The sequence below is a fragment of the Phnomibacter ginsenosidimutans genome, from assembly GCF_009740285.1.
Lineage (GTDB): Bacteria > Bacteroidota > Bacteroidia > Chitinophagales > Chitinophagaceae > Phnomibacter > Phnomibacter ginsenosidimutans.
The window spans coordinates 3,947,727-3,971,962 of the sequence record NZ_CP046566.1 but is presented as its reverse complement, the minus strand read 5'-3'; the positions used below and the strand labels follow the sequence as shown (position 1 = coordinate 3,971,962).

The window sequence follows — 24,236 nt, the reverse complement described above, 5'->3', positions numbered from 1 at the left end:
TCATGAGTTATTGCACGTATGTAAACACACTGCCGGCGCAGGAGCAGCCGGAGCACCGCCATTACCACAACCACCAGTACGGCTTTCCTATTGATAGCGATGACGAACTGTTTGGCCGCCTCATTCTCGAAATCAATCAGGCCGGGCTGAGTTGGACCACCATTTTGAAAAAGGAAGCCAACTTTCGGCAGGCATACAGTGGCTACAGCATTGCAGCCATTGCAGCTTACGGTGAAGCCGACCGTCAGCGATTGCTCAATGATGCGGGCATCATCCGCAACCGGCTAAAAGTGGATGCGGCTATTTACAATGCTGGCATTGTGGTGCAATTGCAACAATCTCATGGCAGTTTTAAAAAATGGATTGAAGCCCATCATCCGCTGCGCAAAGAAGAATGGGTGAAGCTCTTCAAAAAGCATTTTCGTTTTACCGGCGGAGAAATTGTGAATGAGTTTTTGATGAGCACCGGCTACTTACCCGGCGCCCACGACGAAGATTGCCCGGTATTTAAAAAAGCCGTGAAAGCCGGAGCTGCCTGGTATTCAGCCCGCCGTTGATTGGCAAAAAACGCATGGCCTCAATCCTTACCTTTGGCCACCTAAAAAAACATTGGCACAGTGGCGCTAAAATTACTGGAGCGTAGAAAAGACGGGTTAGAAGAAGGCGCAGAAATGAGCTTCATCGACCACCTCGAAGAATTGAGGTGGCACATCATGCGGTCGGTGATAGCCGTATTGGTTGGCGCCATTACCGTGTTTGTGTACATCGATGAGGTGATGGATGTGATCATATTCGGCCCCATCGAAAAAGGATTTGTAACCTACAGCTGGCTTTGCGAAATGGGTCAAAAAATGGGCATCGGCGATTCGCTTTGCCTGCCTACGCCCAACATACAAATGCAAACCACCACGTTTGGCGGTCAGTTTGTGAGCAGCATTACCATTGCCTTTGTTTGCGGCATTATTGTCGCTTTTCCCTACATATTTTGGGAAGTGTGGCGCTTTATAAAACCCGCACTGAAACCCGCCGAACTGAAAGCCACCCGTGGGGCTATTTTCTGGGTGACGTTGTTTTTCATGCTCGGTGTTGCGTTTGGATATTTTCTGCTGGCACCGTTCACGTTCAGCTTTTTGGCCAATTATACCATTGGAACCAAAAATATCATCGAAACACGTCCGGCGTTGAATGATTATATCGACAACCTGGTAGACATTACCGTGGGTGCAGGCCTGGCTTTCGAACTGCCTGTGGTGAGTTTTGTGCTTACCCGCATTGGACTTATTACACCCCGCTTTTTGAGAGAGTATCGTAAATATGCCTACGTGGGTTTGCTGGTGATTGCAGCGGTAATTACACCCAGCCCCGATTTGAGCAGCCAGCTGCTGGTGGTATTTCCGCTCATTTTGCTGTACGAATTCAGTGTAATTGTATCGGCACGTATTTCTAAAAAGATTATTGCCGAAGAAGAAAAAGAATGGAGCTAACCCAAGGGGTAGAACTACCTTTGTAAGCAACATTTTTTACCACAAACTTTTTGTTATGAGCTTCGATTTATCCTTACCGATTGCGATAGGCAACGACCATGCCGGTGTAGAATACAAAATGGCTGTAAAGCATTGGCTGCAGCAAAAGGGTTTTGTGGTAAATGATTATGGCGCCATGACTACCGACTCTGTAGACTACCCCGATTTTGCGCATCCCACTGCGGCATCGGTAGAAAATGGCGTGTGTGCTTTTGGTATTCTTTTTTGTGGTAGTGCCAACGGCGTAGCCATCACCGCCAATAAGCATCAGGGCATTCGTGCCGGCCTTTGCTGGGACAATGAAGTGGCCAAGCTCATTCGCCTGCACAACGATGCCAATGTAATTTGCATTCCGGCCCGCTTTGTGGCCCTGCCTTATGCCTTGCAAATGATTGAAACCTTTATGAGCACAGCGTTTGAAGGTGGACGGCACGCCAACAGAGTAGGCAAAATTGCCTGCCAGTAAACAGCAAATTGTTATTGCTAAGTGTTGTGGTTTTGCTACGCCAATGTGCTAGCTAACGATGGCTGCTACACCATAAATGGTAATCAACAACAGCAGAAAAATTACGGCCAACACTGTAACCGGCCGGGCAGACATTTTCATAAAGAGATAGTGTTTTTCAAATCTATACTGAGCATCTATGCAAAATAGATGCCGTTTTTTCACGGCATGTGAAGAACTGCATCAGTCCAAAGACGTTATGCAGAAGGCAGGTGCAGGCATTAACCCTTTCTTTTGAAAGAAAACCAGGGCTTGTTGCGGCGCTGTTGGTGCGTAAGATTGAGTTTGGTTTGGCAACGATCCATATCGGCCTGATACTCCCGCACCTTATCGTTGTTCATGGTTTGCATCAGTGCTTTTTGGTACCAGTTGGTGGCTTCTTCAAACTGGCCACGCAGTTCGGCTACCATGCCATAGCGGAAGTACACCCAGCTTTTGTCGAGGGTGCGAATGCCGAGGCAACGATCGAGAAACTCCCGCAGTTCTTCAAACCGCTCCAGCTCTACCAGTATGCTGGCCATGTGAAAATAAGGATGCGGATACAGCGGATCTGAAGCAATGGCCGCTTTGAAATGCACTTCGGCTTTCTGAAAATTTTCGAACTGTGTTTTATAAATCCAGCCCAATGAATTGTGGGCCGGTGCATAGTCGGGCTCTTCGTACAAAATTTCTTCGTACTTGCGAAAAGCCTCGTGAAAATTGCTGTTCCGGATATCGGCTTCAGCTTCCAGGTATAATTCTTCGGTTCTTGTGTTCATGTTGTATGGGGCTTCAGCATTGCTTTGCAAATGCCGGTCTGCAAAGGTGCAGCATTTGCAGCGAGAGTCCATACAAATAGCGGAATGAATGCAACAAAATGCCCGCTGCATCAATAGATACAACGGGCGATGTTGGTTGTAGGGTGAAACTACGTTGGTTAAAACTTATGGAACCTTTCGAAGCAGGCCCGTTCCAGCATTTCGCGGTCGTCGGGGTGCGATATATTGATGAGCTCATGAGCCCGTTGCCGCAGGTTTTTGCCCCGCAGGTATGCAATACCATATTCGGTTACTACATAATGAATGTGCCCACGGGTAGTAACCACACCAGCCCCGGGTTTTAAAAAAGGTACAATGCGGGCAATGCCTTTGGCAGAGCGGCTGGTAACGGCAATGATGGGTTTGCCCCCTTCGCTGAGGGCTGCTCCCCGCATAAAATCCATTTGGCCACCGATGCCGCTAAACTGGCGGGTACCAATGCTATCGGCACATACCTGCCCGGTGATATCTATTTCGATGGCACTGTTGATGGCCACTACTTTAGGATTGCGCCGGATTACATGCGGGTCATTTACATAATCAATATCGAGGAATGCAAAGCTGGGATTGTCGTTTACATAATCGTACAACAAATTGGTGCCTACGGCAAAACCTGTTACGGACTTGTTGGGGTGTATGCGTTTGCAACGGTTGTTGATGATGTCTTTTTGCACCAGCGGTACAATGCCATCGCTGAACATTTCGGTATGTACGCCCAGGTTTTTATGATTGCCGAGGCATTTAAGCACCGCATCGGGTATGGTGCCAATGCCCATTTGCAAAGTGCTGCCATCTTCTATCATACCGGCTATGAGTTCGCCAATGCGCAATTCGTCGGCGCCGGTTTTGGCACTGTAATCTACCTGCGGCAGGTCGGCTTCGTGCCACACCATATGGGTAAAGCGGCTGATGTGTACCATGCCATCGCCATGGGTGCGGGGTACCCGTGGATTTACCTGTGCAATAATGCATTGCGCAGTATTGACAGCACTACGGGCAATATCTACCGAGGCACCAAGGCTGCAGTAGCCGTGCTGATCGGGTGGCGACACCTGCACCAATGCCACATCTACCGGCATTACACTTTTGAAGAGGTCGGGAATATCGCTGAGAAAAACAGGAATAAAATCGGCCCGGCCTTCATTTACCGCCAAGCGAACCGATTCACTCACGAACATGCAATTGATGTTGAAATGACCTTCAAACTCGGGTCTGTCCACTGTAATATCGCCTTGCACCGTAATGAAGACGAGCTCCACATCTCTCAACCTGTCTTTTTGCTTTGCCAGTTCAGACAATAAGTGAAGTGGCGTTTGCGCACTGCCATGCACATACACCCGATGGCCGCTTTGTACATCTTGCAGGGCTGTCGCAGCTTCTGTATACACAAAGTTCGGTAACATGGATTTTACATTTTTAGTGGCAGATACAAAGTTGCAAGCCATTACTTTTGGAGTAAATGAGATATATCATGAGGAGAATTATAGCCATTATAGTGTGTATATGTTTTACAGGAGCAGCAATGGCACAATTACAAATTACTGAACCCGATAAGTCGCCACTCGATGTATCGTATCACCCGCATGGCTATCCCATTTTAAAATTTCAAACCAAAACTGCACCCACCACACCGCTGGCCCGGGTGATATACAGCCGTCCTCAAAAAAATGGCCGTACCATTTTTGGCGAGGTAGTAAAATACAACGAGCTGTGGCGATTGGGTGCTAACGAAAGCACAGAGATTGAATTTTACAGGGACGTAACCATTGGCAAAGCCAAACTGCTGAAAGGCCGCTACTCATTGTATTGTTTGCCACAGCCCGGTCAGTGGACCATCATTTTCAACAAAGGCCTTGATTCTTGGGGAGCTTTCAGCTACGATAAAACCAAAGATGTACTGCGTACGAGCATCAACGTTGCTAATGCAGAAGCAGTGGTAGAATTTTTTACCATGGTGTTCGACAACAGCGGTAACCTGGTGATTTTATGGGACAATCAAAAAGCAATGTTGCCCATTAAATACGCAGCTAAATAATAAACCGGCAATCAATGCCGCTTCAATACAAAAGTGTTCACCAGTACGAGACCGGTGAACACTTTTTGTTTACATGTTATGCTTCTTATGGATGACTTGCCATGTCGCAAGTCCGTTATGGATGCAAGGTTGTACCCATTTGTTTAGTTCCAGCCTCCGCCCAAAGCTTTGTACACATTCACTTTAGCATCCAGTTGTTTGAGCTTTATTTCAATCAGTTCAATTTTAGAATCCAATGCTTCCCGCTGGGTGAGCAATACTTCTATGTAGTCTGCCCTTGCCGAACGAAACAGGTTGTTGGAAATAACGGTTGACTGATTCAGAATGTCCACTTCTTTTGCCTTTGTATCGTAGCTCTGTTTGTAGTTACTCCATTTAGACAACTGATTCACTACTTCCAGATGGGCAATCAAAATGGAACGTTCATAATTGAAAACGGCTTGCGTTTGTTTTTCATTGGCATTGAAGTAAGCGGCAGTTATAGCCCGGCGGTTGATAAGTGGTGCTACAGCATCTGCCGCTAACTCGTACATCAACGCACTGGGACGAAACACAAATGCGGGATTGAATGCATCCAGTCCTACACCTGCCGTGAGCCGGAAGGAGGGCAGAAAATTAGCTCTGGCAACCTGCACATCCAATTTGGCCGCAGCCAACTCCAGTTCGGCCTGGCGTATATCGGGTCGATGGATAAGCAATTGAGATGGTATACCTGCAAAAATGCCATCCATATTCAACTGGTTAAAACTCGCTGTATTTCTGAGAATCGGCTGCGGATACCTGCCTGCCAACAGATTAATCCTGTTTTCTGTTTCTACAATTTGCTGCTTGATGGCATACTGCAGGTTTTTGGTATTGAGCAGTTGTGCTTCAAACCTGTTGACTGCCAGCTGTGTTACTTTGGCAGCATTCTTTTCCAGCTTCACCAATTCAAGGGCGTTGTTTTGCAACTCAATGTTCTGCTCAATGATGGCCAGCATATTGTCCAGCGCCATGAGTTCGTAATAGCTGCCGGCTATTTCGCCTACAATATTGGTGATCAGAAAATTTTTGCCTTCGATGGTAGACAAATACCGCAGTACTGCAGCCTTTTTAGCAGTGCGTAGTTTTTTCCAAACATCCAATTCCCAGCTCATGGCCGCACCAATCATAAAATCGCCGTAGTACTTGGGCGCTTTATCAGGGTTGGCTTTCAGGTCTTCTTCATTAAAACCATTCCAGGTGTTTTTGCCAGACTTGTCGGTGAGTGCTCCTGCTCTCAATTGCACAAAAGGAAGGTATTCTCCTTTTCGGGCCATCACTTCATTGTTGCTCATTTCTATTTCACGGAGCACAATATTCAGTTCCTGATTATTGCGCAGCGCTGTATCAATGAGTGCTGTGAGATACGCATCATTGAAATACGTACGCCAGGGAATGGTAGCCGAGTTGCTGGTATCCGTTGAGTTGTTGAAACCCGACGGTACATTTTTATTTTCCTGCTTGCTCACAATGGCCGGCACTTTGCAAGCGGCCAACCATGCTATGCTAGTCAGTAGCATCAGGTATTTAGCTGTTGTTTTCATCGTCATTTTTATTGCGGATTCGTTTGATAATTTTTTGAATGCGTTTGCTCAATGCTGCATCCGAACGGCTTTCTACAAAGTCTTCACTCAAAGGATTTTCGTCTTCATCCCTTATGAGGTGCCGGCCTTCTTGCAGCTTGCCAAAAACGAAGTATAAGCCGGGCACTACTATCACCCCGAAAATGGTACCGAACAGCATGCCGCCCAGTGCCGATGCACCAATGGTATGGTTGCCCACCGCACCGGGGCCGGTAGCTACTACCAGCGGAATAAGACCAGCAATGAACGCAAATGAGGTCATAAGAATGGGGCGGAAACGGGCTTTGGCGCCTTCAATGGCAGCTGCCAAAACCGTGGCGCCCTGATTGTGTTTTTGCACTGCAAACTCTACGATCAGTACTGCGTTTTTACCCAACAATCCAACCAACATAATTAAACCAACCTGCGCATACACATCGTTGGCCAGCCCCATGCTTTTTAGCAACATAAACGAACCGAATATGCCCGGTGGCAGCGATAGTAACACGGCCATCGGCAACAAAAAGCTTTCGTACTGTGCAGCCAAAATGAGGTATACAAAAAGAGAACCACCAGAAATAGGTACAATGCCTCATTACCACGCCGGGCTTCGTCGTACGACAAGCCTTCCCATGCAATATCATAGCCACGGGGCAGCTTATTGGCGGCCACTTCTTTAATAGCATTGATGGCATCGCCCGACGAGTAGCCTTTAGCAGGCACACCATTGATAAGCGATGAAATGTAGAGGTTGTACCGTGCAATTTCATTTGGCCCTTGCGTCTTCTTTATTTTCATAAATGCAGAGTACGGTACCATTTCGCCATGGTCATTTTTAATGAACATGTTGAGGATATCGGATGGTTGTTTTCTAAACTCAGGACCAAGCCTGTGTATATACTTTGTAGTAATTATTGAAGCGGATAAAGCCTTGCTCATAAGTACTACCAATCATGATGTTGAGGTTTTCCATGGCACTGCCTACGGATACTCCTTTTTGCATGGCCAGTTCATTATCCACCGTTATTTCATACTGCGGGTATTTGGCAGAGTAAAATGAGAACAAACCACTCAGCTCTTTTCTTTTCCTGAGTTCTTCCAGAAATGCAGCATTCACCCGGTCGAACTCCTGATAATCTACATCGCTGCCTTTGTCGAGCAAGCGAAGCGAAAAGCCATCCGAAGTACCATAGCCCGGTACAGCAGGCGGTTCGAAGTATTCGATATTGGCAGGAAGATTCTTTGTTTCTTTTTCCAGTTCTTCAATCACCTCTTTCACCGACTGCTTGCGGTCTGCCCAATCTTTCAGGTTAATCAAACAGGTGCCTGCATTAGAGCCGCGACCTTCGGTTAGAATTTCATAACCGGCCAATGAAGTAACTGAGGAAACGCCTTCAATTTTTCGAGCTTTTTCCTGAAGCTTTCTGGAAATTTCATTGGTACGCTCCAGCGTGGTACCCGGTGCTGTTTGAATGATGGCATAAATCTGTCCTTGGTCTTCGCTGGGGATAAAGCCGGCCGGCAACACTTTATTGATGCCCATGATGCCAAATGCAAAGGCGATGAGTATGCCAAAAGTGACCACCCGCCTGTTGACAATGAGGCCCAGGAAATTGGTATACCTGCCTGTTACTTTTTCGAAGGAGCGGTTGAACCAGTCGATAAATAACGTAACCGGTGTTTTTTCGCTTTGGTTTGCCATGGGTGTTTTTAAGCAAAATGGCACACAACACAGGAGTAAGGGTAAGGGCTACAAAACCAGAGATGAAGATGGCACTGGCCATGGTGAGTGAAAACTGACGATACAACACACCCACCGGCCCCGACATAAATGCCACGGGCACAAACACAGAAATCATGACCAGTGTAATGGCGATGATGGCGCCGCTGATTTCTCGAATGACTTTTTTTACCGCAGCATAGGGCGACAGATGTTCCTCTTCCATTTTTACATGCACGGCTTCCACCACCACAATGGCATCATCTACCACCACACCAATAGCCAGCACCAATGCAAACAACGTGATGAGGTTGATACTGAGCCCAAAAAACTGCATGAGGGTAAAGGCACCAATGAGTGATACCGGTACGGCAAGAATGGGAATGAATGTAGAACGCCAGTCGCCAAGAAAAATGAATACAACAACGGCTACCAATATAAAGGCTTCTACCAATGTGTGCAGCACTTTTTCAATAGAAGCATCTACAAATTTGGATACATCATAATTGATTTCGTAGTCGATACCCGGCGGAAAATCTTTCTTCAGTTCCTCCAGTTTGGCTTTTACTTCTTTAATAACGGTACTGGCATTGCTGCCGGGGTTTTGCTTTAGTACCAAGGAGGCAGATGGATGACCATCTTTATTGGAATAGATGTCGACAAACTCACTGCCTACTTCTACTTCGGCTATGTCTTTCAGCTTCAAGATTTCGCCTTTGGCATTGGCTTTAATAATGATATCCTGGTATTGCTCCGGGGTGTTGTACCAGCCTTTGTAGGTAAATACATATTCCTGCGATTGTGCTTTTTTACCAGAGCTGAGGCCCACACGGCCGGGCCTTGCTAGTACACTTTGTTCATCAATGGCTTTTAGTACTTCGTCGGCCGAAATGCTGTAAGCCCGCATCCGTTCAGGGTTGAGCCACACACGAATGGCAAACGAACGGCTACCAATGGCCTGTGCAAAGCCCATTCCTTTAATACGCTGCAACTCGGGCAGGATGTACGTGTTGGCATAGTTGAACAGGAATTTTTCGTCCACATTTTTTTCCTTGCTGTACAGGTTCAGGTACATCAGCATGCTGGGTTGCAAGGGCGAAATAATTACCCCTTCCCGCTGTACCAATGGTGGCAGGTTGGTCATTACCTGGTCCACCCTCGACTTTACCCTTACAGCAGCCAATGTTGGGTCGGTACCGGGTTCAAAAATCACTTCAATGCTGGCTTCACTGGCGCTGGTAGCATCGCTCAGCATGTACTGCATGCCCTGTACGCCGTTGATGGCCCGTTCCAAAATGGTGAGGGTTGATTTCACCAATACGTCAGCGTTCGATCCAGGAAATTCAATGAAGATATTGACACGTGGCGGTGCTATTTCGGGAAACTGCGCTACCGGCGAGGAGTTGATGGCCAGCAGCCCCATGAACACAATCACCACGGATAGGGCAATGGCCAATACGGGCCTTTTAATAAACTTATTAAACATGGATGGTTTGATTTTGGATGCTTGCCTTACTCGGCGTGTAAATGATTCAGTTCGGCCAGCTCTTTGGCAAATGGCACAAACTCATACTGAATTTTCTCGTTGTTCTTCACCTTGCCCAGCCCTTCTGCTAAAATTTTATCGGTAGCAAGCCAGGCCAGAAGCCACGATGTAGATGTGCGGCAGTTCTTGTGCAATGGTGATTTGGCGGGCTTGCAGCACATTGTGCTCATCTACTACGTACACAAACTTTTTGTCCAGCACATCGTAGGTAGATTTTTGCGGAATGATGATGGCATTCTTGAGTGTAACGGGCATCATGATATTGCCTGTTTCGCCATGACGCAAAATGCTGTTGGGGTTATGAAAAGTTGCCCTGAAAGCAATGTTGCCTGTTTCATTGTTGAAGTCGGCTTCAATGGTTTCTACCACACCCTGCTGCTCAAACAATTGTTTGTTGGCCATCTGCAGCAGTACGGTTTGCTGCTGTTTGTTTTTAGCTTTTTGAATGTAATCGAGGTACTCTGCTTCGGGCACGTTGAAATACACCCACATTTTACTGTTGTCGGAGAGGGTGGTGAGCAGTTCGCCTTCTTCAATCAGGCTGCCCAATCGTTTTTCAAAACGATCCATGTAGCCATCAAACGGAGCACGGATTTCTGTAAAGCCCAAATGTGCCTGTGCCAGTTGCAGTTCTGCTTTCGCCTTGTCGAGTTTGGCTTTGGTAAGCGCCAGTTCGTTGGGCGAAACCACGTTGTTGTCGTGCAGGCTCTTGGTGTTTTGGTATTCTATTTCGGCAAACTCCATTTCGGCCTTGGCACGGGCTACTTCTGCCTGGTACACAATGGGCATAATCTTAAACAGGAGTTGTCCTTTTTTTACAAACTGTCCTTCGTCTACATAAATTTTTTCGAGATAGCCACGCTCCTGCGACCGTAGTTCGATGTGGCTGGATGACTGTACCTGGCCCACATATTCTTTGTAAATAACCGTGTCTCTTTCAATGGGGCTGGTGACGATAAATTTCGTTTCAGCTTCGGCTTCTGCTGCGTGGTGCTTGCAGGAAGAAAATGTACATGCGGATGCCACTATGGCGAGAATAAAAATCCTCTTCATTAAAATATTGGTTTTAAATGGGGAAAATGAAAACGATAATTCCTGCGAACACAACAGGTATGTAGGTACGCAGGATTGCTACATGGCAATGGCCATTGAGCAACTAAAAAGCTTTTATCTAAGGCTTATGCCAGATAGCTTTTCCAAGAATGATAGAGGATAAAATAGGGAACCGTTTGCCGGTTGTGCAATGCCGCATGATGATGCAGGTAACGACTGCGTTCAGCACCGGTATAAAAGTCTTTGTTGGAAAATATAGCACTGACAATCTGCGTCCAGTACTCATCCAACTCATCTTCAATTTCAGCTTCTTCCAGTATTTCAATGTCTATTGTGGAAGGAACGGTTTGAAAAGGAAAAAGCGCCGCAACATGGGTAGCATTGGGCGATTGCAGGTTGGGCTGCACTTTTTTGCTCACAATACCCAATGCATTGTTCTGCTGAAAGCCCAGAAATGCCTTTGCTTGCATGCTCACAAAAAGCATGGCCAGCAGCACCGCCAATTGAGGTAGGCGGAGTGCTTTGGTAGCTAAACTACCTGTAGCAGAGAAAGGTATATGACGGCGGTTACTCAACATTGAAGTGTCGAAAGTACAAACTCATGCTAAGAACCCGGAAATTGAAAAACGATTTAACGTATTGGCAAACTGTAAAGGGTTGTTGATGGGCTCTGGGGATGCCTGCAGCACCGGCTTTAGTTTGGATTGAACCAACTTCAGTATTTCATTAGCGTACTCAATGCTGAACTACAATTTGTACCTTTTGGTCATCTAAATCGTAGTGTGCTCCCAGTACTTGCAGCTTGCCCAGGTGTACCGCTTCTTGTACCACTTCAGATTGGCTAAGCAGTTCTTTTACCCCATGTTTTACATTGGCTTCTACACAGTGTGCCAGGCGTAGTTCATCATTTTGGGGTATGGCTTTTATTTCTGTTTCGTTGCGCAAACTATCGATGATGGTTTTGATATGGTTATGAGGCAACTTGCCACTCAGCATGGCTTGTACAGCACCACAACGTTCGTGCCCCATCACAATGACCAATGGTACCTTCAGGTGTTCTACAGCATATTCTACGCTGCCCAGCTCTACCTCGCCTATGATATTGCCTGCAGTACGTATTACAAACAAATCACCCATGCCTTCATCAAAAATCAACTCAGGTGAAACCCGGCTGTCAGAACAAGTAATGACTACTGCTTTTGGCCGTTGCTCATGTGCTATAGATTGTAAGTAATTTACATTGACATGTGGATGTACAGGACTGCCTTTTGCAAATCGCTTGTTGCCCATCAACATACTTTGTATCAACCCATAACGGGATTTGTTGTGGTTTGAGTGGCGCTTGCTGAGAAAGTAAAATCCGAATGGAAGTATTACTATAAAAATGATCGTGAGGATACTGGTGATGTCCAGTCCTTTTTTGTTTGGTGCTTTGGGTACGGCAGTGTGCAGTGGCATTTAATAGATAATCTTTTCAGCAACAAATCTTTAAAAATGAGTGCGTGTAAACAATGACCACTATCATAGTAAAGCAGACCCGCTAAAAACTGGCATATTTGCATTCATAACAGATAGAACATGAAGCTTGCCACCAAAATGATACATGCCGGTGCCGAACCGGATCCTTCTACCGGCGCTATTATGACGCCCATTTATCAAACCTCAACGTTTGTGCAGGCCGCACCCGGCGATCACAAAGGGTTTGAATATGCCCGCAGCCAAAACCCCACCCGATTTGCCTTGGAAGCCGCCTATGCCGAAATAGAAAACGGAAAATTCGGCCTTGCTTTTAGCAGTGGTGTAGCCGCTACTGATGCAGTGATGAAATTGCTGCAACCCGGCGACGAAGTGATTTGTGCCAATGATATGTATGGTGGTACCTATCGCTTGTTTACCAAAGTGTATGAAAAGTTTGGTATCCGTTTTCATTATGTCAACATGCAGCAGGCCGATAACATGAAGGCGCATGTGAATGCCAACACCAAACTCATTTGGACGGAAACGCCTACCAATCCGCTCATGAACATTACGGATATTGCTGCAGTAAGTGCAATCGCAAAAGCTAACGGTCTGCTGCTTTGTGTAGACAATACTTTTGCTTCGCCTTATTTGCAAAACCCACTCGACCTGGGTGCGGATATTGTGATGCACAGCGCCACCAAATATTTGGGCGGCCACAGCGATGTGATTCAGGGTTGCCTGGTAATGAACGATCCGGCACTCAAAGATCAATTGTATTTTATTCAAAAAAGTTGCGGTGCTGTGCCCGGTCCTATGGATTGTTTTTTGGTATTGCGGGGTATTAAAACCTTGCATGTACGCATGCAGCGCCATTGCGAAAACGGCGAGAAAGTAGCGCATTGGTTGCGGCAGCATCCCAAAGTGGGGCAGGTGTACTGGCCTGGTTTCGATGATCATCCAAACCATGCCATTGCCAAGCAGCAAATGCGTGGCTATGGTGGTATGATTAGCTTTGAACTCAAAAACGATAGCATAGAAGAAGCCCGCCGGGTGCTGAGCAGCACCAAAGTGTTTTCGCTGGCCGAAAGCCTGGGAGGTGTAGAAAGTTTGATTAATCATCCCGCCAGCATGACGCATGCATCCATACCCCGTGAAGAGCGGTTAAAAAACGGCCTCAGCGATGCTCTCATCCGATTGAGTGTGGGAATAGAAGATGCCGATGATTTGATTGATGATTTGGCTCAGGCCATTGGCTAAATCTGTACAACATAAATAGTAGTATGCCTGGCAGTAATGCCGGGCATTTTTTACCTCTTGTATAAATTAAAAAATGATGATGGAGCTGTTGATTGAAATATTGGGTTGGATTGCATCGGTGCTGATAGTAGGTGCTTACTTTTTAAACATTCGCGGCAAGTTGTCTGCACAATCGCCTTTGTATATATGGAGCAATCTTGTTGGCGGGTTGTTTTTTATCATCAATACCATTTATCATGGGGCTTATCCTTCAGCATTGGTGAATGTTGTGTGGGTGATTATAGCCGTGGTGTCTTTAATAACTTTAGCCAAAACCCGGAATCAGATAAAGAATTCGCAATAAGCACAGTGGTATAACCGTAAGTTATATACCTAAAATGCAGGTTTGCTGTAGTTTGATGAAAGGCAATTGACAACATCGGCTTTTGCTGAAACCCAATGGCACAAAGGCTTTCAGCGTATTTCTACATGCTGGTATTGACTGCTGGTGCGGGAATGTAGAATTCCCGGATTACGAATTCATGATAATTGTCATGCGTGTACTTGACAACAATCACGGCACCTGCTGACAGCGAACATAAATGAGGCTTGTGTGGCGGACTACTTTTACATCGTCATTAAAGCTCACAATTATGGAACGCTTCAAAACGGTCATGCTAAATCTGGTACTGCTTCTCTTGCTTCAGCCAGCACTTGCACAAGTGACCTTAAAAACAAACGCAGTTAGTGTAGTAGTTGCCGGAACATCTACGTTGCACGACTGGGAAATGAAAGCAACGAATGGATCAATCGCCGCCAATTTCGAATTGGACGCTGCCGGAAAACCCACCGATCTCTTATCTCTCAATTTTGTTGTTGGTCCTACTGCACTCAAAAGTGGTAAAGAAGCCATGGACAACAATGCTTACAAGGCCATGGATACCAAAGCCTACAATGTCATCAAGTTTGCGGCAACCAGTGGTACTGTAACAGCACAAGGCAATAGCTACATTGTAAAATGTGTAGGCATGCTGCAAATAGCTGGCAAAGCAGTGAATACGGAGATTGTAGCTACCTGTACTGTAGGTGCCGATGGCAGCATCAGTTTCAACGGTAAAAAGGCTATCAAGATGACCACCTTTGGTGTAAAGCCTCCCACATTCATGATGGGCTCTATTAAAACAGGAGACGACATTACCATCAGCTTTAGCGGTGTAATGCGCAAATAACGTACGCATATTAGTGTTGATTAGAACGATAATCAGAAACCCCAACAATTTTCTAACCAAAATCTGTATCATGAAAAAGATTTCTCTGTATCTGGCCGCATTTACAATTGCCGCATTAGGCCTGATGCCTGCCAGCAGCTTCGCACAAGACGAAAAAGCTGAGAAAAAAGCAAAACGTGCTGAGAAAAAAGAACAAAAAGACAACTATTGGACCAACTTCCGCCAATACGACAAATCTGGTGTAAACGTATTTGAACCAGCCAAACAAGCTCCCGCTCCATTTGATGGTGTAAAGGTTCGCTTTGGTACCGGTTTTACACAGCAGTGGCAAAAGCTGGAGCATGAAAATGCCCGCAGCCTGGGTACCAGCGCTACTACTCCCGAACTGTATCCTCGCTTAGCTTCTGGCTTTAGCATTGCACAAGCCAACCTGTATCTGGATGCGATGCTGGCAGAAGGTATTCAATTGAACGTGACTACTTACCTGTCTTCTCACCACCACAACGAAACTTGGGTAAAAGGTGGCTACCTGCAAATGGATAAGCTTCCTTTCAAAGGCGAATTCTTCGACAACATCATGAAGAATGTACGGATTAAAGCCGGCCACTTCGAAATCAACTACGGTGACCAACACTTCCGTCGTTCTGATGGTGGCCACGCACTGTACAACCCCTTCATCGAAAACTACATCATGGATGCATTTGCCACTGAAGTAGCAGCTGAAGTGTACTATCTGAAAGGCGGTGCCATTGGTATGCTGGGCGTAAGCAATGGTTTCGATCAACGGTGGTTATCAAACCCCCATCTCTGGTACTACTACTTACAAGCGTGGTCCTTCTATCTATGGTAAAATTGGCTACGATGGTAATGTAAGCGATAAAGTACGTGTACGTGTAACTGGTTCTTTGTATCACAACAACAACGATGGTCGTAGTACCCTGATGGCAGGTGACCGTACTGGTAGCAACTATTCTTTCGTAATGGAACCAACTGGTGCCACTACAACTGCCAACGCTTTCTCTGGCCGTTTGAATGGTTTGAACTTCTCTCAGCAAATCACTGCCATGCAGTTGAACGCTTTCCTGAAAGCAGGTGGTTTCGAACTCTTTGGTACCATCGAAAATGCTAAGGGTCGCACCATTGCTGAAAAGATTGCCAACTTCAACAAGCGTTCAGTAAATCAGTTTGCTATCGACGGTATCTACCGCGTAGGTGCTAAGGAAAACTTCTTCCTGGGCGTACGTTACAACACTGTAAGGTGGTCAAATGATTGCCAGCAACAGCAACGATCAAAAAATTAGCCGCCTGGCACTGGGTGCTGGTTGGTTCATCACCGAAAATATTTTGATGAAGGGTGAAATCGTAAATCAGAAGTACGAAGACTTCCCAACATCAGACATCCGCTCTAGTGGTAAATTCAACGGAGTGGTATTGCAAGCTATTGTGGGCTTCTGATGGATTGATTCCGTTTAAACGGGCCGACTTTTCCAAGTCGGCCCCTTTTTTTGTCTATTCCAATTATCTTGGCCGCCTCATGCGTATTTTATTGCTGGCATTGTGGTGCATTTTCTCCGTTGCAGCATTGGCACAACCCAATAAGCTTGCACAGCCGTCGGCTAAAAAGCCAACTGCTTGGCTGGTTGAAAAATCCAGTCATTTGGTGATTCATGGCAAAGCCAATATTGGTAGTATCAGTTGCGATAATCCTTCTTACAAAAGAGTGGACACGGTTTGGATGGAGCAAACCGCAGACGGAGATAGCATAGGGCTGATGGGTAAAATTCAGGTGGCTATGGTCGATTTTAATTGCCACAATTATTTCTTTACCAGCAACCTCCGCAAAACCTTACGAGTTGACCATTATCCGTACATGACCGTTCGCTTTGTGAAGATTGATAAACTGCCGGCATTTCAATCTGGAGCTGTATCGAAAGTGTATGGCACGGTAGAAATTTCACTGGCCGGTGTCACCCGCTTGTTTACTTTGCCCATTGAAGTGTCGGCCATGGCCAACGGCAAAACCAGACTTCAGGGCTGGCGCATTTTTCGCCTCGAAGATTTTAACCTGAAATCGCCGGCAAAAATTCCTTTGGTAAAGGTGCGCAATGAGTTTAAAGTGGAATTTGAACTGCACATGGCCCGATTGTACTAAGCCGACTATTGGCAACGTATTTTTGTGCCGTGCAACAGCCTGCTTCGCTTATCCAATTTTTCAACGATAAAGTACAACAGTACAATCAGCCTGCTTTTATTGCGGCCGATCCGGTATGCATTCCGCATGCTTTTACCCAACAACAAGACATTGAAATTGCCGGATTTTTTGCGGCCATATTTGCATGGGGCAATCGCACCACCATCATTGCCAAAAGCAAAGAGCTGATGCAACTGATGGACCATGCGCCACATCAGTTTGTAATGCAGCATCAGCCTACTGATTTGAAACGACTGCTGCATTTTAAACACCGCACATTTCAGGCCGATGACTTGTTGCACTGTATGCAGTTTTTTCAGCAGCATTATGCGCAGCACCCCAGTTTGGAAACGGCTTTCAGCCAATGGCTGCAGCCCGGCGATGAAACCATTGAAAAAGCCTTGATTGGATTTCGGCAGTACTTTTTTGCTCAAGAGCATTTGAAGCGGACAGAAAAACACATCAGCACACCAGCAGCTGGCAGCGCCTGCAAAAGGCTCAACATGTTTTTGCGCTGGATGGTGCGGAAAGATAAGGCTGGTGTAGACTTTGGTATTTGGCAACACATATCACCGGCACAGCTCATTTGCCCGCTGGATGTACATGTGGCCCGTGTGGCCAGAAGGTTTAACTTGCTGCAACGTACACCCACCGACTGGCAAGCGGCATTAGAACTTACTTCGTATTTACGCAGGTTAGATTCAAAGGACCCGGTGAAGTACGACTTTGCTTTGTTTGGGTTGGGTGTGATCGAAAAATTTTAGGTATGCCACAGGCTGAAAAAATAGCTGACATAGAACTACTGCTGCAAGAAAAAAATGAATTGGTGCTGCAAGAGCCAGCCTGGTATCAGCAGCTGAAGGCGGCGGTGAACGAACTCATCAATCATCACTTTGATGACTTGCTGCAATTGCTGTATCGGGTAGATGTGTCGGAAGCAAAACTGCGGCAATTGCTGCACGATTTTCCGGCGGCCGATGCGGCTGGCATCATTGCCAACCTGCTGCTGGAGCGGCAGTTACAAAAAATAAAATCCCGCCGCGAACATGCACAGCGGGATGAAAATATTCCGGATGATGAACGTTGGTAATTACCTCGTCAACTTGTGAACCTGTCAACTTTCCAACCTTTAACACTACTTCCCAAACATCAACTCCTGCACCTTATCCTTGTCTTCTTTTTCTTTTTCAAATCGAACATGGTGCCAAACACACGGTCCCAAAAAGTAGAGCTTACACCAAAGCCCATGTGTTCATCTTTGTAATGGTGCAGGTGATGATTGCGCCATAGCGGCTTCATGAATTTAAAGGGTGGATTCCACGCATGAATGGCGTAGTGCATACTGCCGTACAACAAATAGCCGAGCATAAACCCCGGGAAAAACATGAACGCATGATTGCCCATGAGCAGGTATTGCATGCTGAAAATGATGCCTGCTAAAATGAGACTGGGCACCGGCGGCATAAACAGCCGCTGCTTATCACGTGGGTAATGGTGGTGATTGCCATGCAGCACATAGGCAATGCGTTTGCCGGTGTCGCTATCGGGCATCATGTGAAAGAGAAAACGGTGAGCAACGTACTCAAACAGCGTCCAGCTGAAAAGCCCGATGAGCCACACCGAAAAAATACGGGCTGTAGAAAAATCGTTGGCGGTAGCTGCATGATAAATCATCCAACCTAAAATGGGTAGGTACATCCCCCAAATAACCAGCGGGTGTGTTTTGGTGAGTGCTTCCAGTATGGGGTTTTCGAATAAACGAGCCTGCCCCTTGTTGTGAATTTTTTCGAATTGCATAACAAAGCTGTTTACTGAATGGTGGGTAAAAGCGATACAACGCTAAACAAACCACAAAGCTATTCAATGGTTCAAAATCGGGGGCAGATTTTGGAACCGATAACCCAACTTTTTCAACTTTTTAACAAGTGCAGGCAGTTCTTGATGAAAGGGGTCGCTGCGATTAGAGCCGGCGCCGGCATGCATCAACAACAGATAACCGTACAACCCATTGGGCTGCTGCGCTTTGTGTATAATCGATTGGAAAATCTCTTTGCTGCTCCGGTAATTCTTGTCGGTATTGAGGGTGTAGTCTGCGGCACTCAGGGTGCCGGGCGTATGGCAAATGAGCTGCAGCCCCAACTCGTTGGTCCAATGGGCAATTTGCTGATTGTACCATTCGTAAGGCGGTAAAAAATAGGGCGCCTCTTGGCTGCTGATACCCACGGCTTGCAACGCCTTGTAATTCGCCATCAGGTCTTGCTGAAAAAGTGATTTGTTCACCAATGTGCTGTCCCGTTTTTTCCAATCGGCATACAGCAAATGTTTGTTGCTATGTGGGCCCACGTAGTGCCCAGCCGTCACGGCTTGCTTTACCAATGCCGGATATTGCCTTACAAAATCGCCGGTGAAAAAGAAAGCCGCCTTGATATTTTCCTGCTGCAGTGTTTGCAAAATGGCCGGCATCCCTTCCGCATATTCATGACCCGTAAACACCAGCGTCAGTTGTTTACTTGTACTATCAGCCCTAATAATAGCACCCAGTTGCGTGGTAAAATTCTTGACATCACTTTGAGGACCATCAGGCTTCAAAGTCCTCCTTTCAGGGAGCCTGCCTGCCGGCATGGCAGGGGTTTGGGAGGGTTTGTTTTCCAACGCCGACAACAGATGATCAAACTCGCCGTACCATCCATGGTGGGTTCGTTGGTGCTATAGTCGCCATAATCATCGTGATACACGGCCAGGTCGCTTTGCCATTCGGCATATTCATCGGGTTGGTAAAGGGTAAGGCCAATCAGCCCTTTGAAAATGGACGTGTATACCGGCCCATCAATGAGGCCACCATCAATGGGATAGTTTTTGAGGTGGGTAAATGCCGAATGCGGGTCGGCAGGTGTATCGCCCCAGGCAGGCAAACCATACACCATGCTGGTACCCCAGGGGTTGGTGCCAAACAACCAATCAATATTGGCCTGCTCCAGTTCTTCATACTGGTTGCTGCCGCTCAGCTGGCGGTACCACAGGCATTGCGTGGCAAAACTGGTGGTGAGGTTATTGCTGCACCAAATAAAAGGCACGCCACGATAAAAGGCATTTTGTTTGGCCTTGGCCCATACCTTTTCAATGCCCTGCCGGTAAAAGCCGATGAGTGAATCTTTGATTTTTTTATCTGCAACCACATTGGCCAATTCCCGATGGCCCACATTAATAAAGGGGTACCATTGGTAATGCGTAGCAGTGTCGGCGCCTAGCCATGGAGTTATTCTTTCCAGCTTCGCAAAATCGTAGGCTGTTCGAAACCTGCCACGTCTGTAAGCATCATCAAAACCATCAATGAAAATCAATGATGCTTCCATCAATTCTGCGTCATCTACCCAATTGCTTTCAGCGTAGTAATAGGGTGCCCTGTTCGGCGCTGTATTGGTATATCCTTTTTTCTTGTAGGCAAAGTCTCGGGCTGTTCTTGCATGACTAGTAAGTGCTCTTACATAATTTGAATCAATGACAGGTAGATTGAAATATGTCCTGGCTCCCAACGCAAATGCACTACTAAACTTCGCCGCTATCGAGGTGGTTCCCTCGGTTTTGTTTTGATACTTGCCCAGTCCTTGTGGCTCGCCGGTAAGGAAATACAAGGGCCGCTGAAAGCCACGACCATATTGCGAATCTTGCGCCGGCATCCGCATGCTGATGTGGTCGCGGTCGTCGGCCAGTTGGGCAAACATCACATCGGCCTTGGGGTGCATTTTCAGCAGCCAGTCGAGGCCCCACTTCGCTTCATCCAGCACATCGGGGGTGCCGTTTTTTCCTTCCAGACCGTTGGCCTGTTTGGTATCGGCAAATGCATGCGGGTTGTCGCGGTAGGCCATCAGCAAATGATAAATGGCATTGGCTGTAGTGGTAGTGTATTGCAGGTAATCGCTGGCATCGTGCCAACCACCGGTGGCATCGAAATACGTACCATCGGGTATGCCGGCTTTTTCGCCATAAATGCTGTAACCATCGTGGGTATGGCAGCTGTCTTGCAGAAAAGGATTGAAGCCACAACGCTGCTGCCGCATGTACCGCAGGCAAAAGTCGGCGCTGCCTTTGTACACGTCATCGCCAATGCGAATGATGCCGCTGCGAATGCTGTCGTTGACCAACAATTGATACACTCCGGGCTGTACCACGCTTGTCAGATTGATGCGGTAGCTATGCTTGAACGGACCGTAGGCGCCAAAGTCTTTTGCCGTGGGCTTGCTCGCCTGCAGCACGGCTTTGCCTGTATGCAATGCAATGAGCTTGTACTGCTGCAATTTGAAGAGGGGATCCTTACTGCCTAGTACCACTACTTTGCTGCTGCGGGTAGTATAGCCCAGCTGATTGTACCGGATAACGGTTTGTGCAGTTGTGCTGCTGATGAGTAGCCATGCCAAACAAACAATAATCATTTGCTTCATGCCTAAAAGTAAAACAGAATGGCGGAAGCCATACAGGAAAAGAAGACAGCTTCTATTGCTCACTATAAATTGAAAGCTAAAATATAGGACTGCGCAAAAGCCAGTATAATGTAAACTCTATCGCCTCAAAAGCCCGTAGGGTTGGTATTTTGGTAACAAGCGATGTTGTTTTATGTGTGTAGCCCCGGCGGGGCGGAATTTTTAGTCGTAAAACTCAAACAAGTATTTTGTGTCATACGCAATATCAAAATCAGTTAGCATTTTTATGTACTCCTCTTTAAAAGTTTTTTGATGATGATGTTCTTCTTGATTCATGATGTATTTAATCACAATGTCCCGTTGACTCTTGGCGAATGAAAATGCACCATAGCCAGCCTGCCATTCAAATTTCCCTTTAATAAATTGTTGTTGATTTATCCATGAACTACTACTCGCTTTTACAGCACTCATCAAGTCGGCAATACATGTAGTAACGGGCATCCCGAATAAAACATGAACATGGTCTTGCCATCCTCCAACAGCTAAGGGCTTTGCTCCTTTATTCGCTATTATTCCTGCGATGTATTGATGCAACTGATCACGCCATTCTTTAGCAATGAAATTCTGCCTGAGTTTTACTGCAAATACAGCATGAATAGTAATTTGAGAATAAGTATTTGCCATACGTGTATCGCCCCGAAGGGGCTTTGTTGATTTAGTGATACCCCAAGTTACCAAAATATTGCCCCGCTGGGGCTGTTTTAAAACAGCGTAGTTATCAGGAACTTTCAGATTTAATGTCGAATGAAGTATTCATCTGGAATTGAGGTGCTTAGCACTTGATAACTGCATTTACCACAACTGTCGGTATGTTTGCCGCCGTAAAAATGCTTGCCCATGAAACTGGTTTCTCATATCTACCGCGAACACGAACAACTGGCCATTTACCACGATGGATTATTGTACAATATGGATCAACTCCATCCTGAGTTGCCCAATACCATGGGTATGTTTTTGAATTATTGGGATGATGTAATTGGCATTGCCCAACGAGCCAATAGCGCTATACTCAACGGAGAAATCAATCCCGGAAAAGCAGTGGCGTATGAAGGGGCATCGCTGTTGGCACCGGTGCCATTTCCTACCAGCTGTCGTGATGGCTATGCGTTTCGGCAACATGTGGCATCAGCCCGGCGCAACCGCGGTGTGGAAATGATTCCGGAGTTTGATCAGTTCCCTATTTTTTACTTCACCAATCACAACAGCATTCAGGGGCCCGGGCCGGTGCATTGCATGCCCGATCATTTTGAACAACTTGATTTTGAACTGGAATGTGCCATCGTGATCAACCGCTATGGCCGCAACATACCAGCTGCTGAGGCCGATGCCTATATTGGCGGTTTGATGATTATGAACGACCTGAGTGCCCGTCGCTTACAGATGGAAGAAATGAAATTGAGCCTCGGCCCTGCAAAAGGAAAGGATTTTAGCACCGTACTCGGTCCGTGGTTGGTAACGACTGATGAATTGATGCCCTACGAAGTACCTGCCAAGCAAAATCATGTGGGCAAAAACTGGAATTTGCAAATGACTTGTACAGTTAATGGACAACAATTGAGCTTGGGCAACCTCAGCGATATGGATTGGACCTTTGCAGAAATCATTGAGCGTTGCAGTTACGGTGTTACACTTCATCCTGGTGATGTAATAGGCAGCGGTACGGTTGGCACCGGTTGCCTGTTGGAATTGAATGGCACTGGCAAACTCAACAACCCTGATTTTATACCACAGTGGCTGCAACCTAATGACGTAGTGAGCATGACCATTGATGGATTGGGTACGCTGACCAATACTATTGTGGCTGAAGAAACGGATTGGAGCTTGTTGAAATTAAAGAAACACTGATTAGGCGAAAATGAAATCACGAATGAATCGAATGAATCGAATGGTCACGAATGACACGAATTATTGGTTTGACTAAAACTAAAATGGTAAAAGAAAAATCCGCGAAAATCTACATACTTCCGTGCTAAGCTGTGTCCCATCTAATTCTACAAAATCAACCGAGCACCTCCTGCAGCACTTGCACTGTTTTCAACCGGCCGAAGTCGGCTACATGGTATTGAAAAAAGTGAATGAAGCCCTGTAGCAATTCTCGTCGCTGCTGTTGGTTGAGTTTGATACGGTACAGGGTAACGGCATTGTCTTGTTGCATCAATTCAAAAGCAACCTGACTGAGGGCTGCATCAAGATACATGCCGTGAATGGGCGGCTCTGTATCAAAACTACCGGCTTGCAAATCCAGGAAGCATATGCCGTCTGGTTTATCATCATCAATCCGAAAACCGAGCATGGCCGCCAGCTTCAGCGAAAAGAACAAGGGCAGATTGGCCACCACTGCTGCATCGCATTGATCAAGCAGGCAAAGGCTGTCTTCAATAAATGCATACAACTCCTCGTTGGTTTCCGGTTGGCGTAGTGTTTTGGTGAGTAGTTCAATCATGTACAGCGCTACGGCATTGCGGTGTATGCTGTGCATCACTTGCTGGTATACCACTGCCCACTTCAATTCTTTTACCAGTTGCAGTTGCTTCAGCTCATTGTGGTACACCACCAGCTCTACAATGGCGGCAGGTTGTAGCATGGTACTCATACTGCTGCCTTTTTTACTGCTTTTGCGGGCACCTTTTACCATGTATTGCTGCAGGCCATACCGCTCGGTGTAGGCCGATACAATCAAACTTGTATCGCCATAAGCCGTGGTACGCAGTATAATGGCCTTGGTGGTTTGCAGCATAAATAACCCCTTACAACTGCGAAAATACAGGGCTGATAGCCCACAGGCAGATTATGCCAATCATTTAGTTTCTTTGCGGGCTCTCAAAATGGCGGCAATAGCCCATTCTTGCAATGGCCCTTTCTGCTGAATGTTTACTTTT

General features: G+C 46.5%; 26 protein-coding genes and 2 pseudogenes. 14 read left to right on the top strand and 14 right to left on the bottom strand.

Annotated features, from left to right (window positions below; genetic code table 11):
- The first annotated feature begins 2 nt into the window (after positions 1-2).
- Genes GLV81_RS17165 through rpiB form a run of 3 tightly spaced genes read left to right on the top strand, consistent with a single transcriptional unit; the run spans position 3 to position 1,989 of the window.
- On the top strand, positions 3-557 hold the full coding sequence (locus GLV81_RS17165; RefSeq protein WP_157479979.1) for a DNA-3-methyladenine glycosylase I: 555 nt from the start codon (positions 3-5) through the stop codon (positions 555-557).
- A 60-nt stretch (positions 558-617) separates the two neighbouring features.
- Entirely contained in the window at positions 618-1,484 is an 867-nt protein-coding gene (gene tatC / locus GLV81_RS17160) for a twin-arginine translocase subunit TatC (RefSeq protein ID WP_246186102.1), read from the top strand.
- A 55-nt stretch (positions 1,485-1,539) separates the two neighbouring features.
- On the top strand, positions 1,540-1,989 hold the full coding sequence (gene rpiB, locus GLV81_RS17155) for a ribose 5-phosphate isomerase B (RefSeq protein ID WP_157479977.1): 450 nt from the start codon (positions 1,540-1,542) through the stop codon (positions 1,987-1,989).
- Positions 1,990-2,249: 260 nt separating this feature from the next.
- Here rpiB and GLV81_RS17150 read toward each other — a convergent pair whose 3' ends face one another.
- Positions 2,250-2,786 carry a tetratricopeptide repeat protein gene (locus GLV81_RS17150; protein WP_197428705.1) on the bottom strand — a complete coding sequence of 179 codons (537 nt, stop codon included), beginning with the start codon at positions 2,784-2,786 and terminating at the stop codon, positions 2,250-2,252.
- A gap of 158 nt (positions 2,787-2,944) precedes the next feature.
- Positions 2,945-4,228, bottom strand: coding sequence for an acetyl-CoA hydrolase/transferase family protein (locus tag GLV81_RS17145; protein ID WP_157479973.1), 1,284 nt, complete (start codon positions 4,226-4,228; stop codon positions 2,945-2,947).
- Positions 4,229-4,347: 119 nt separating this feature from the next.
- Between GLV81_RS17145 and GLV81_RS17140 the strand changes: the two genes are divergently transcribed.
- A complete protein-coding gene (locus tag GLV81_RS17140) occupies positions 4,348-4,860 on the top strand; it encodes a DUF2911 domain-containing protein (protein WP_197428704.1) in 513 nt (170 codons plus the stop codon).
- 143 nt (positions 4,861-5,003) lie between these two features.
- Here GLV81_RS17140 and GLV81_RS17135 read toward each other — a convergent pair whose 3' ends face one another.
- From GLV81_RS17135 to GLV81_RS17115, 7 genes and pseudogenes are all read right to left on the bottom strand, one after another.
- Positions 5,004-6,425, bottom strand: a complete 1,422-nt coding sequence (locus tag GLV81_RS17135; protein ID WP_246186101.1) for a TolC family protein — start codon at positions 6,423-6,425, stop codon at positions 5,004-5,006.
- Positions 6,409-7,289, bottom strand: a pseudogene (locus GLV81_RS21460) (efflux RND transporter permease subunit). Before GLV81_RS21460 ends, GLV81_RS17135 begins: the two are co-directional and overlap by 17 nt.
- Before the next feature lie 31 nt (positions 7,290-7,320).
- Positions 7,321-8,145: an efflux RND transporter permease subunit gene (locus tag GLV81_RS21455; protein WP_281350725.1), complete on the bottom strand. Its 825-nt coding sequence runs from the start codon at positions 8,143-8,145 to the stop codon at positions 7,321-7,323.
- Between the two features lie 31 nt (positions 8,146-8,176).
- Positions 8,177-9,649, bottom strand: a pseudogene (locus tag GLV81_RS21450) (efflux RND transporter permease subunit); the annotation flags it as partial.
- Between the two features lie 135 nt (positions 9,650-9,784).
- Positions 9,785-10,762 (bottom strand): efflux RND transporter periplasmic adaptor subunit, encoded by a 978-nt coding sequence (locus tag GLV81_RS17125; protein ID WP_246186100.1) that lies wholly within the window; start codon positions 10,760-10,762, stop codon positions 9,785-9,787.
- A gap of 125 nt (positions 10,763-10,887) precedes the next feature.
- On the bottom strand, positions 10,888-11,340 hold the full coding sequence (locus GLV81_RS17120) for a hypothetical protein (protein WP_157479968.1): 453 nt from the start codon (positions 11,338-11,340) through the stop codon (positions 10,888-10,890).
- A 157-nt stretch (positions 11,341-11,497) separates the two neighbouring features.
- Positions 11,498-12,220, bottom strand: coding sequence for a carbonic anhydrase (locus tag GLV81_RS17115; protein ID WP_157479966.1), 723 nt, complete (start codon positions 12,218-12,220; stop codon positions 11,498-11,500).
- A 120-nt stretch (positions 12,221-12,340) separates the two neighbouring features.
- Between GLV81_RS17115 and GLV81_RS17110 the strand changes: the two genes are divergently transcribed.
- The 9 genes from GLV81_RS17110 to GLV81_RS17080 all read left to right on the top strand — a co-directional run bounded on the left by GLV81_RS17110 (position 12,341) and on the right by GLV81_RS17080 (position 17,969).
- A complete protein-coding gene (locus tag GLV81_RS17110) occupies positions 12,341-13,480 on the top strand; it encodes a cystathionine gamma-synthase (RefSeq protein WP_157479964.1) in 1,140 nt (379 codons plus the stop codon).
- Positions 13,481-13,553: 73 nt separating this feature from the next.
- Positions 13,554-13,823 (top strand): CBU_0592 family membrane protein, encoded by a 270-nt coding sequence (locus GLV81_RS17105; protein WP_197428703.1) that lies wholly within the window; start codon positions 13,554-13,556, stop codon positions 13,821-13,823.
- A gap of 289 nt (positions 13,824-14,112) precedes the next feature.
- Positions 14,113-14,688, top strand: coding sequence for a YceI family protein (locus tag GLV81_RS17100; protein WP_197428702.1), 576 nt, complete (start codon positions 14,113-14,115; stop codon positions 14,686-14,688).
- Between the two features lie 70 nt (positions 14,689-14,758).
- On the top strand, positions 14,759-15,538 hold the full coding sequence (locus tag GLV81_RS19615; protein ID WP_197428701.1) for a hypothetical protein: 780 nt from the start codon (positions 14,759-14,761) through the stop codon (positions 15,536-15,538).
- Complete coding sequence (locus GLV81_RS19610) at positions 15,459-15,989, top strand: hypothetical protein (RefSeq protein WP_197428700.1); 531 nt, start codon at positions 15,459-15,461, stop codon at positions 15,987-15,989. The genes GLV81_RS19615 and GLV81_RS19610 overlap by 80 nt, the downstream gene beginning before the upstream one ends.
- A complete protein-coding gene (locus GLV81_RS19605) occupies positions 15,955-16,143 on the top strand; it encodes a hypothetical protein (protein ID WP_197428699.1) in 189 nt (62 codons plus the stop codon). The genes GLV81_RS19610 and GLV81_RS19605 overlap by 35 nt, the downstream gene beginning before the upstream one ends.
- Before the next feature lie 79 nt (positions 16,144-16,222).
- Positions 16,223-16,840 (top strand): YceI family protein, encoded by a 618-nt coding sequence (locus GLV81_RS17090; RefSeq protein WP_157479960.1) that lies wholly within the window; start codon positions 16,223-16,225, stop codon positions 16,838-16,840.
- Between the two features lie 29 nt (positions 16,841-16,869).
- Entirely contained in the window at positions 16,870-17,643 is a 774-nt protein-coding gene (locus tag GLV81_RS17085) for a TIGR02757 family protein (protein ID WP_157480790.1), read from the top strand.
- Between the two features lie 2 nt (positions 17,644-17,645).
- Positions 17,646-17,969 carry a hypothetical protein gene (locus GLV81_RS17080; RefSeq protein WP_157479959.1) on the top strand — a complete coding sequence of 108 codons (324 nt, stop codon included), beginning with the start codon at positions 17,646-17,648 and terminating at the stop codon, positions 17,967-17,969.
- Between the two features lie 59 nt (positions 17,970-18,028).
- Here GLV81_RS17080 and GLV81_RS17075 read toward each other — a convergent pair whose 3' ends face one another.
- The 4 genes from GLV81_RS17075 to tnpA form a co-directional block, all read right to left on the bottom strand.
- Positions 18,029-18,676 (bottom strand): sterol desaturase family protein, encoded by a 648-nt coding sequence (locus tag GLV81_RS17075; RefSeq protein WP_157479957.1) that lies wholly within the window; start codon positions 18,674-18,676, stop codon positions 18,029-18,031.
- A gap of 63 nt (positions 18,677-18,739) precedes the next feature.
- The gene (locus tag GLV81_RS17070) at positions 18,740-19,372 is read right to left on the bottom strand and encodes a polysaccharide deacetylase family protein (RefSeq protein ID WP_197428698.1); all 633 of its coding nucleotides are present in this window, start codon (positions 19,370-19,372) and stop codon (positions 18,740-18,742) included.
- A 92-nt stretch (positions 19,373-19,464) separates the two neighbouring features.
- Positions 19,465-21,318, bottom strand: a complete 1,854-nt coding sequence (locus GLV81_RS17065) for a glycoside hydrolase family 9 protein (protein ID WP_157479953.1) — start codon at positions 21,316-21,318, stop codon at positions 19,465-19,467.
- Positions 21,319-21,519: 201 nt separating this feature from the next.
- Positions 21,520-22,035: an IS200/IS605 family transposase gene (gene tnpA, locus GLV81_RS17060; RefSeq protein ID WP_246186099.1), complete on the bottom strand. Its 516-nt coding sequence runs from the start codon at positions 22,033-22,035 to the stop codon at positions 21,520-21,522.
- Positions 22,036-22,194: 159 nt separating this feature from the next.
- Here tnpA and GLV81_RS17055 point away from each other — a divergent pair, with 159 nt between their 5' ends.
- Entirely contained in the window at positions 22,195-23,202 is a 1,008-nt protein-coding gene (locus GLV81_RS17055) for a fumarylacetoacetate hydrolase family protein (RefSeq protein WP_157479951.1), read from the top strand.
- 154 nt (positions 23,203-23,356) lie between these two features.
- On the opposite strand, the gene recO is transcribed toward GLV81_RS17055, so the two are convergent.
- Positions 23,357-24,094: a DNA repair protein RecO gene (gene recO / locus GLV81_RS17050; RefSeq protein ID WP_157479950.1), complete on the bottom strand. Its 738-nt coding sequence runs from the start codon at positions 24,092-24,094 to the stop codon at positions 23,357-23,359.
- Between the last annotated feature and the right edge of the window lie 142 nt (positions 24,095-24,236).

Bases quoted from the DNA above. Each gene is read 5' to 3' on its own strand.
- GLV81_RS17165 (WP_157479979.1), top strand. From the start codon at position 3: ATGAGTTATTGCACGTATGTAAACACACTGCCGGCGCAGGAGCAGCCG.
- rpiB (WP_157479977.1), top strand. From the start codon at position 1,540: ATGAGCTTCGATTTATCCTTACCGATTGCGATAGGCAACGACCATGCC.
- GLV81_RS17150 (WP_197428705.1), bottom strand. From the start codon at position 2,786: ATGAACACAAGAACCGAAGAATTATACCTGGAAGCTGAAGCCGATATC.
- GLV81_RS17145 (WP_157479973.1), bottom strand. From the start codon at position 4,228: ATGTTACCGAACTTTGTGTATACAGAAGCTGCGACAGCCCTGCAAGAT.
- GLV81_RS17140 (WP_197428704.1), top strand. From the start codon at position 4,348: ATGGCACAATTACAAATTACTGAACCCGATAAGTCGCCACTCGATGTA.
- GLV81_RS17135 (WP_246186101.1), bottom strand. From the start codon at position 6,425: ATGAAAACAACAGCTAAATACCTGATGCTACTGACTAGCATAGCATGG.
- GLV81_RS21455 (WP_281350725.1), bottom strand. From the start codon at position 8,145: ATGGCAAACCAAAGCGAAAAAACACCGGTTACGTTATTTATCGACTGG.
- GLV81_RS17125 (WP_246186100.1), bottom strand. From the start codon at position 10,762: ATGAAGAGGATTTTTATTCTCGCCATAGTGGCATCCGCATGTACATTT.
- GLV81_RS17120 (WP_157479968.1), bottom strand. From the start codon at position 11,340: ATGTTGAGTAACCGCCGTCATATACCTTTCTCTGCTACAGGTAGTTTA.
- GLV81_RS17115 (WP_157479966.1), bottom strand. From the start codon at position 12,220: ATGCCACTGCACACTGCCGTACCCAAAGCACCAAACAAAAAAGGACTG.
- GLV81_RS17110 (WP_157479964.1), top strand. From the start codon at position 12,341: ATGAAGCTTGCCACCAAAATGATACATGCCGGTGCCGAACCGGATCCT.
- GLV81_RS17105 (WP_197428703.1), top strand. From the start codon at position 13,554: ATGATGATGGAGCTGTTGATTGAAATATTGGGTTGGATTGCATCGGTG.
- GLV81_RS17100 (WP_197428702.1), top strand. From the start codon at position 14,113: ATGGAACGCTTCAAAACGGTCATGCTAAATCTGGTACTGCTTCTCTTG.
- GLV81_RS19615 (WP_197428701.1), top strand. From the start codon at position 14,759: ATGAAAAAGATTTCTCTGTATCTGGCCGCATTTACAATTGCCGCATTA.
- GLV81_RS19610 (WP_197428700.1), top strand. From the start codon at position 15,459: ATGGTTTCGATCAACGGTGGTTATCAAACCCCCATCTCTGGTACTACT.
- GLV81_RS19605 (WP_197428699.1), top strand. From the start codon at position 15,955: ATGATTGCCAGCAACAGCAACGATCAAAAAATTAGCCGCCTGGCACTG.
- GLV81_RS17090 (WP_157479960.1), top strand. From the start codon at position 16,223: ATGCGTATTTTATTGCTGGCATTGTGGTGCATTTTCTCCGTTGCAGCA.
- GLV81_RS17080 (WP_157479959.1), top strand. From the start codon at position 17,646: ATGCCACAGGCTGAAAAAATAGCTGACATAGAACTACTGCTGCAAGAA.
- GLV81_RS17075 (WP_157479957.1), bottom strand. From the start codon at position 18,676: ATGCAATTCGAAAAAATTCACAACAAGGGGCAGGCTCGTTTATTCGAA.
- GLV81_RS17065 (WP_157479953.1), bottom strand. From the start codon at position 21,318: ATGAAGCAAATGATTATTGTTTGTTTGGCATGGCTACTCATCAGCAGC.
- GLV81_RS17055 (WP_157479951.1), top strand. From the start codon at position 22,195: ATGAAACTGGTTTCTCATATCTACCGCGAACACGAACAACTGGCCATT.
- recO (WP_157479950.1), bottom strand. From the start codon at position 24,094: ATGCTGCAAACCACCAAGGCCATTATACTGCGTACCACGGCTTATGGC.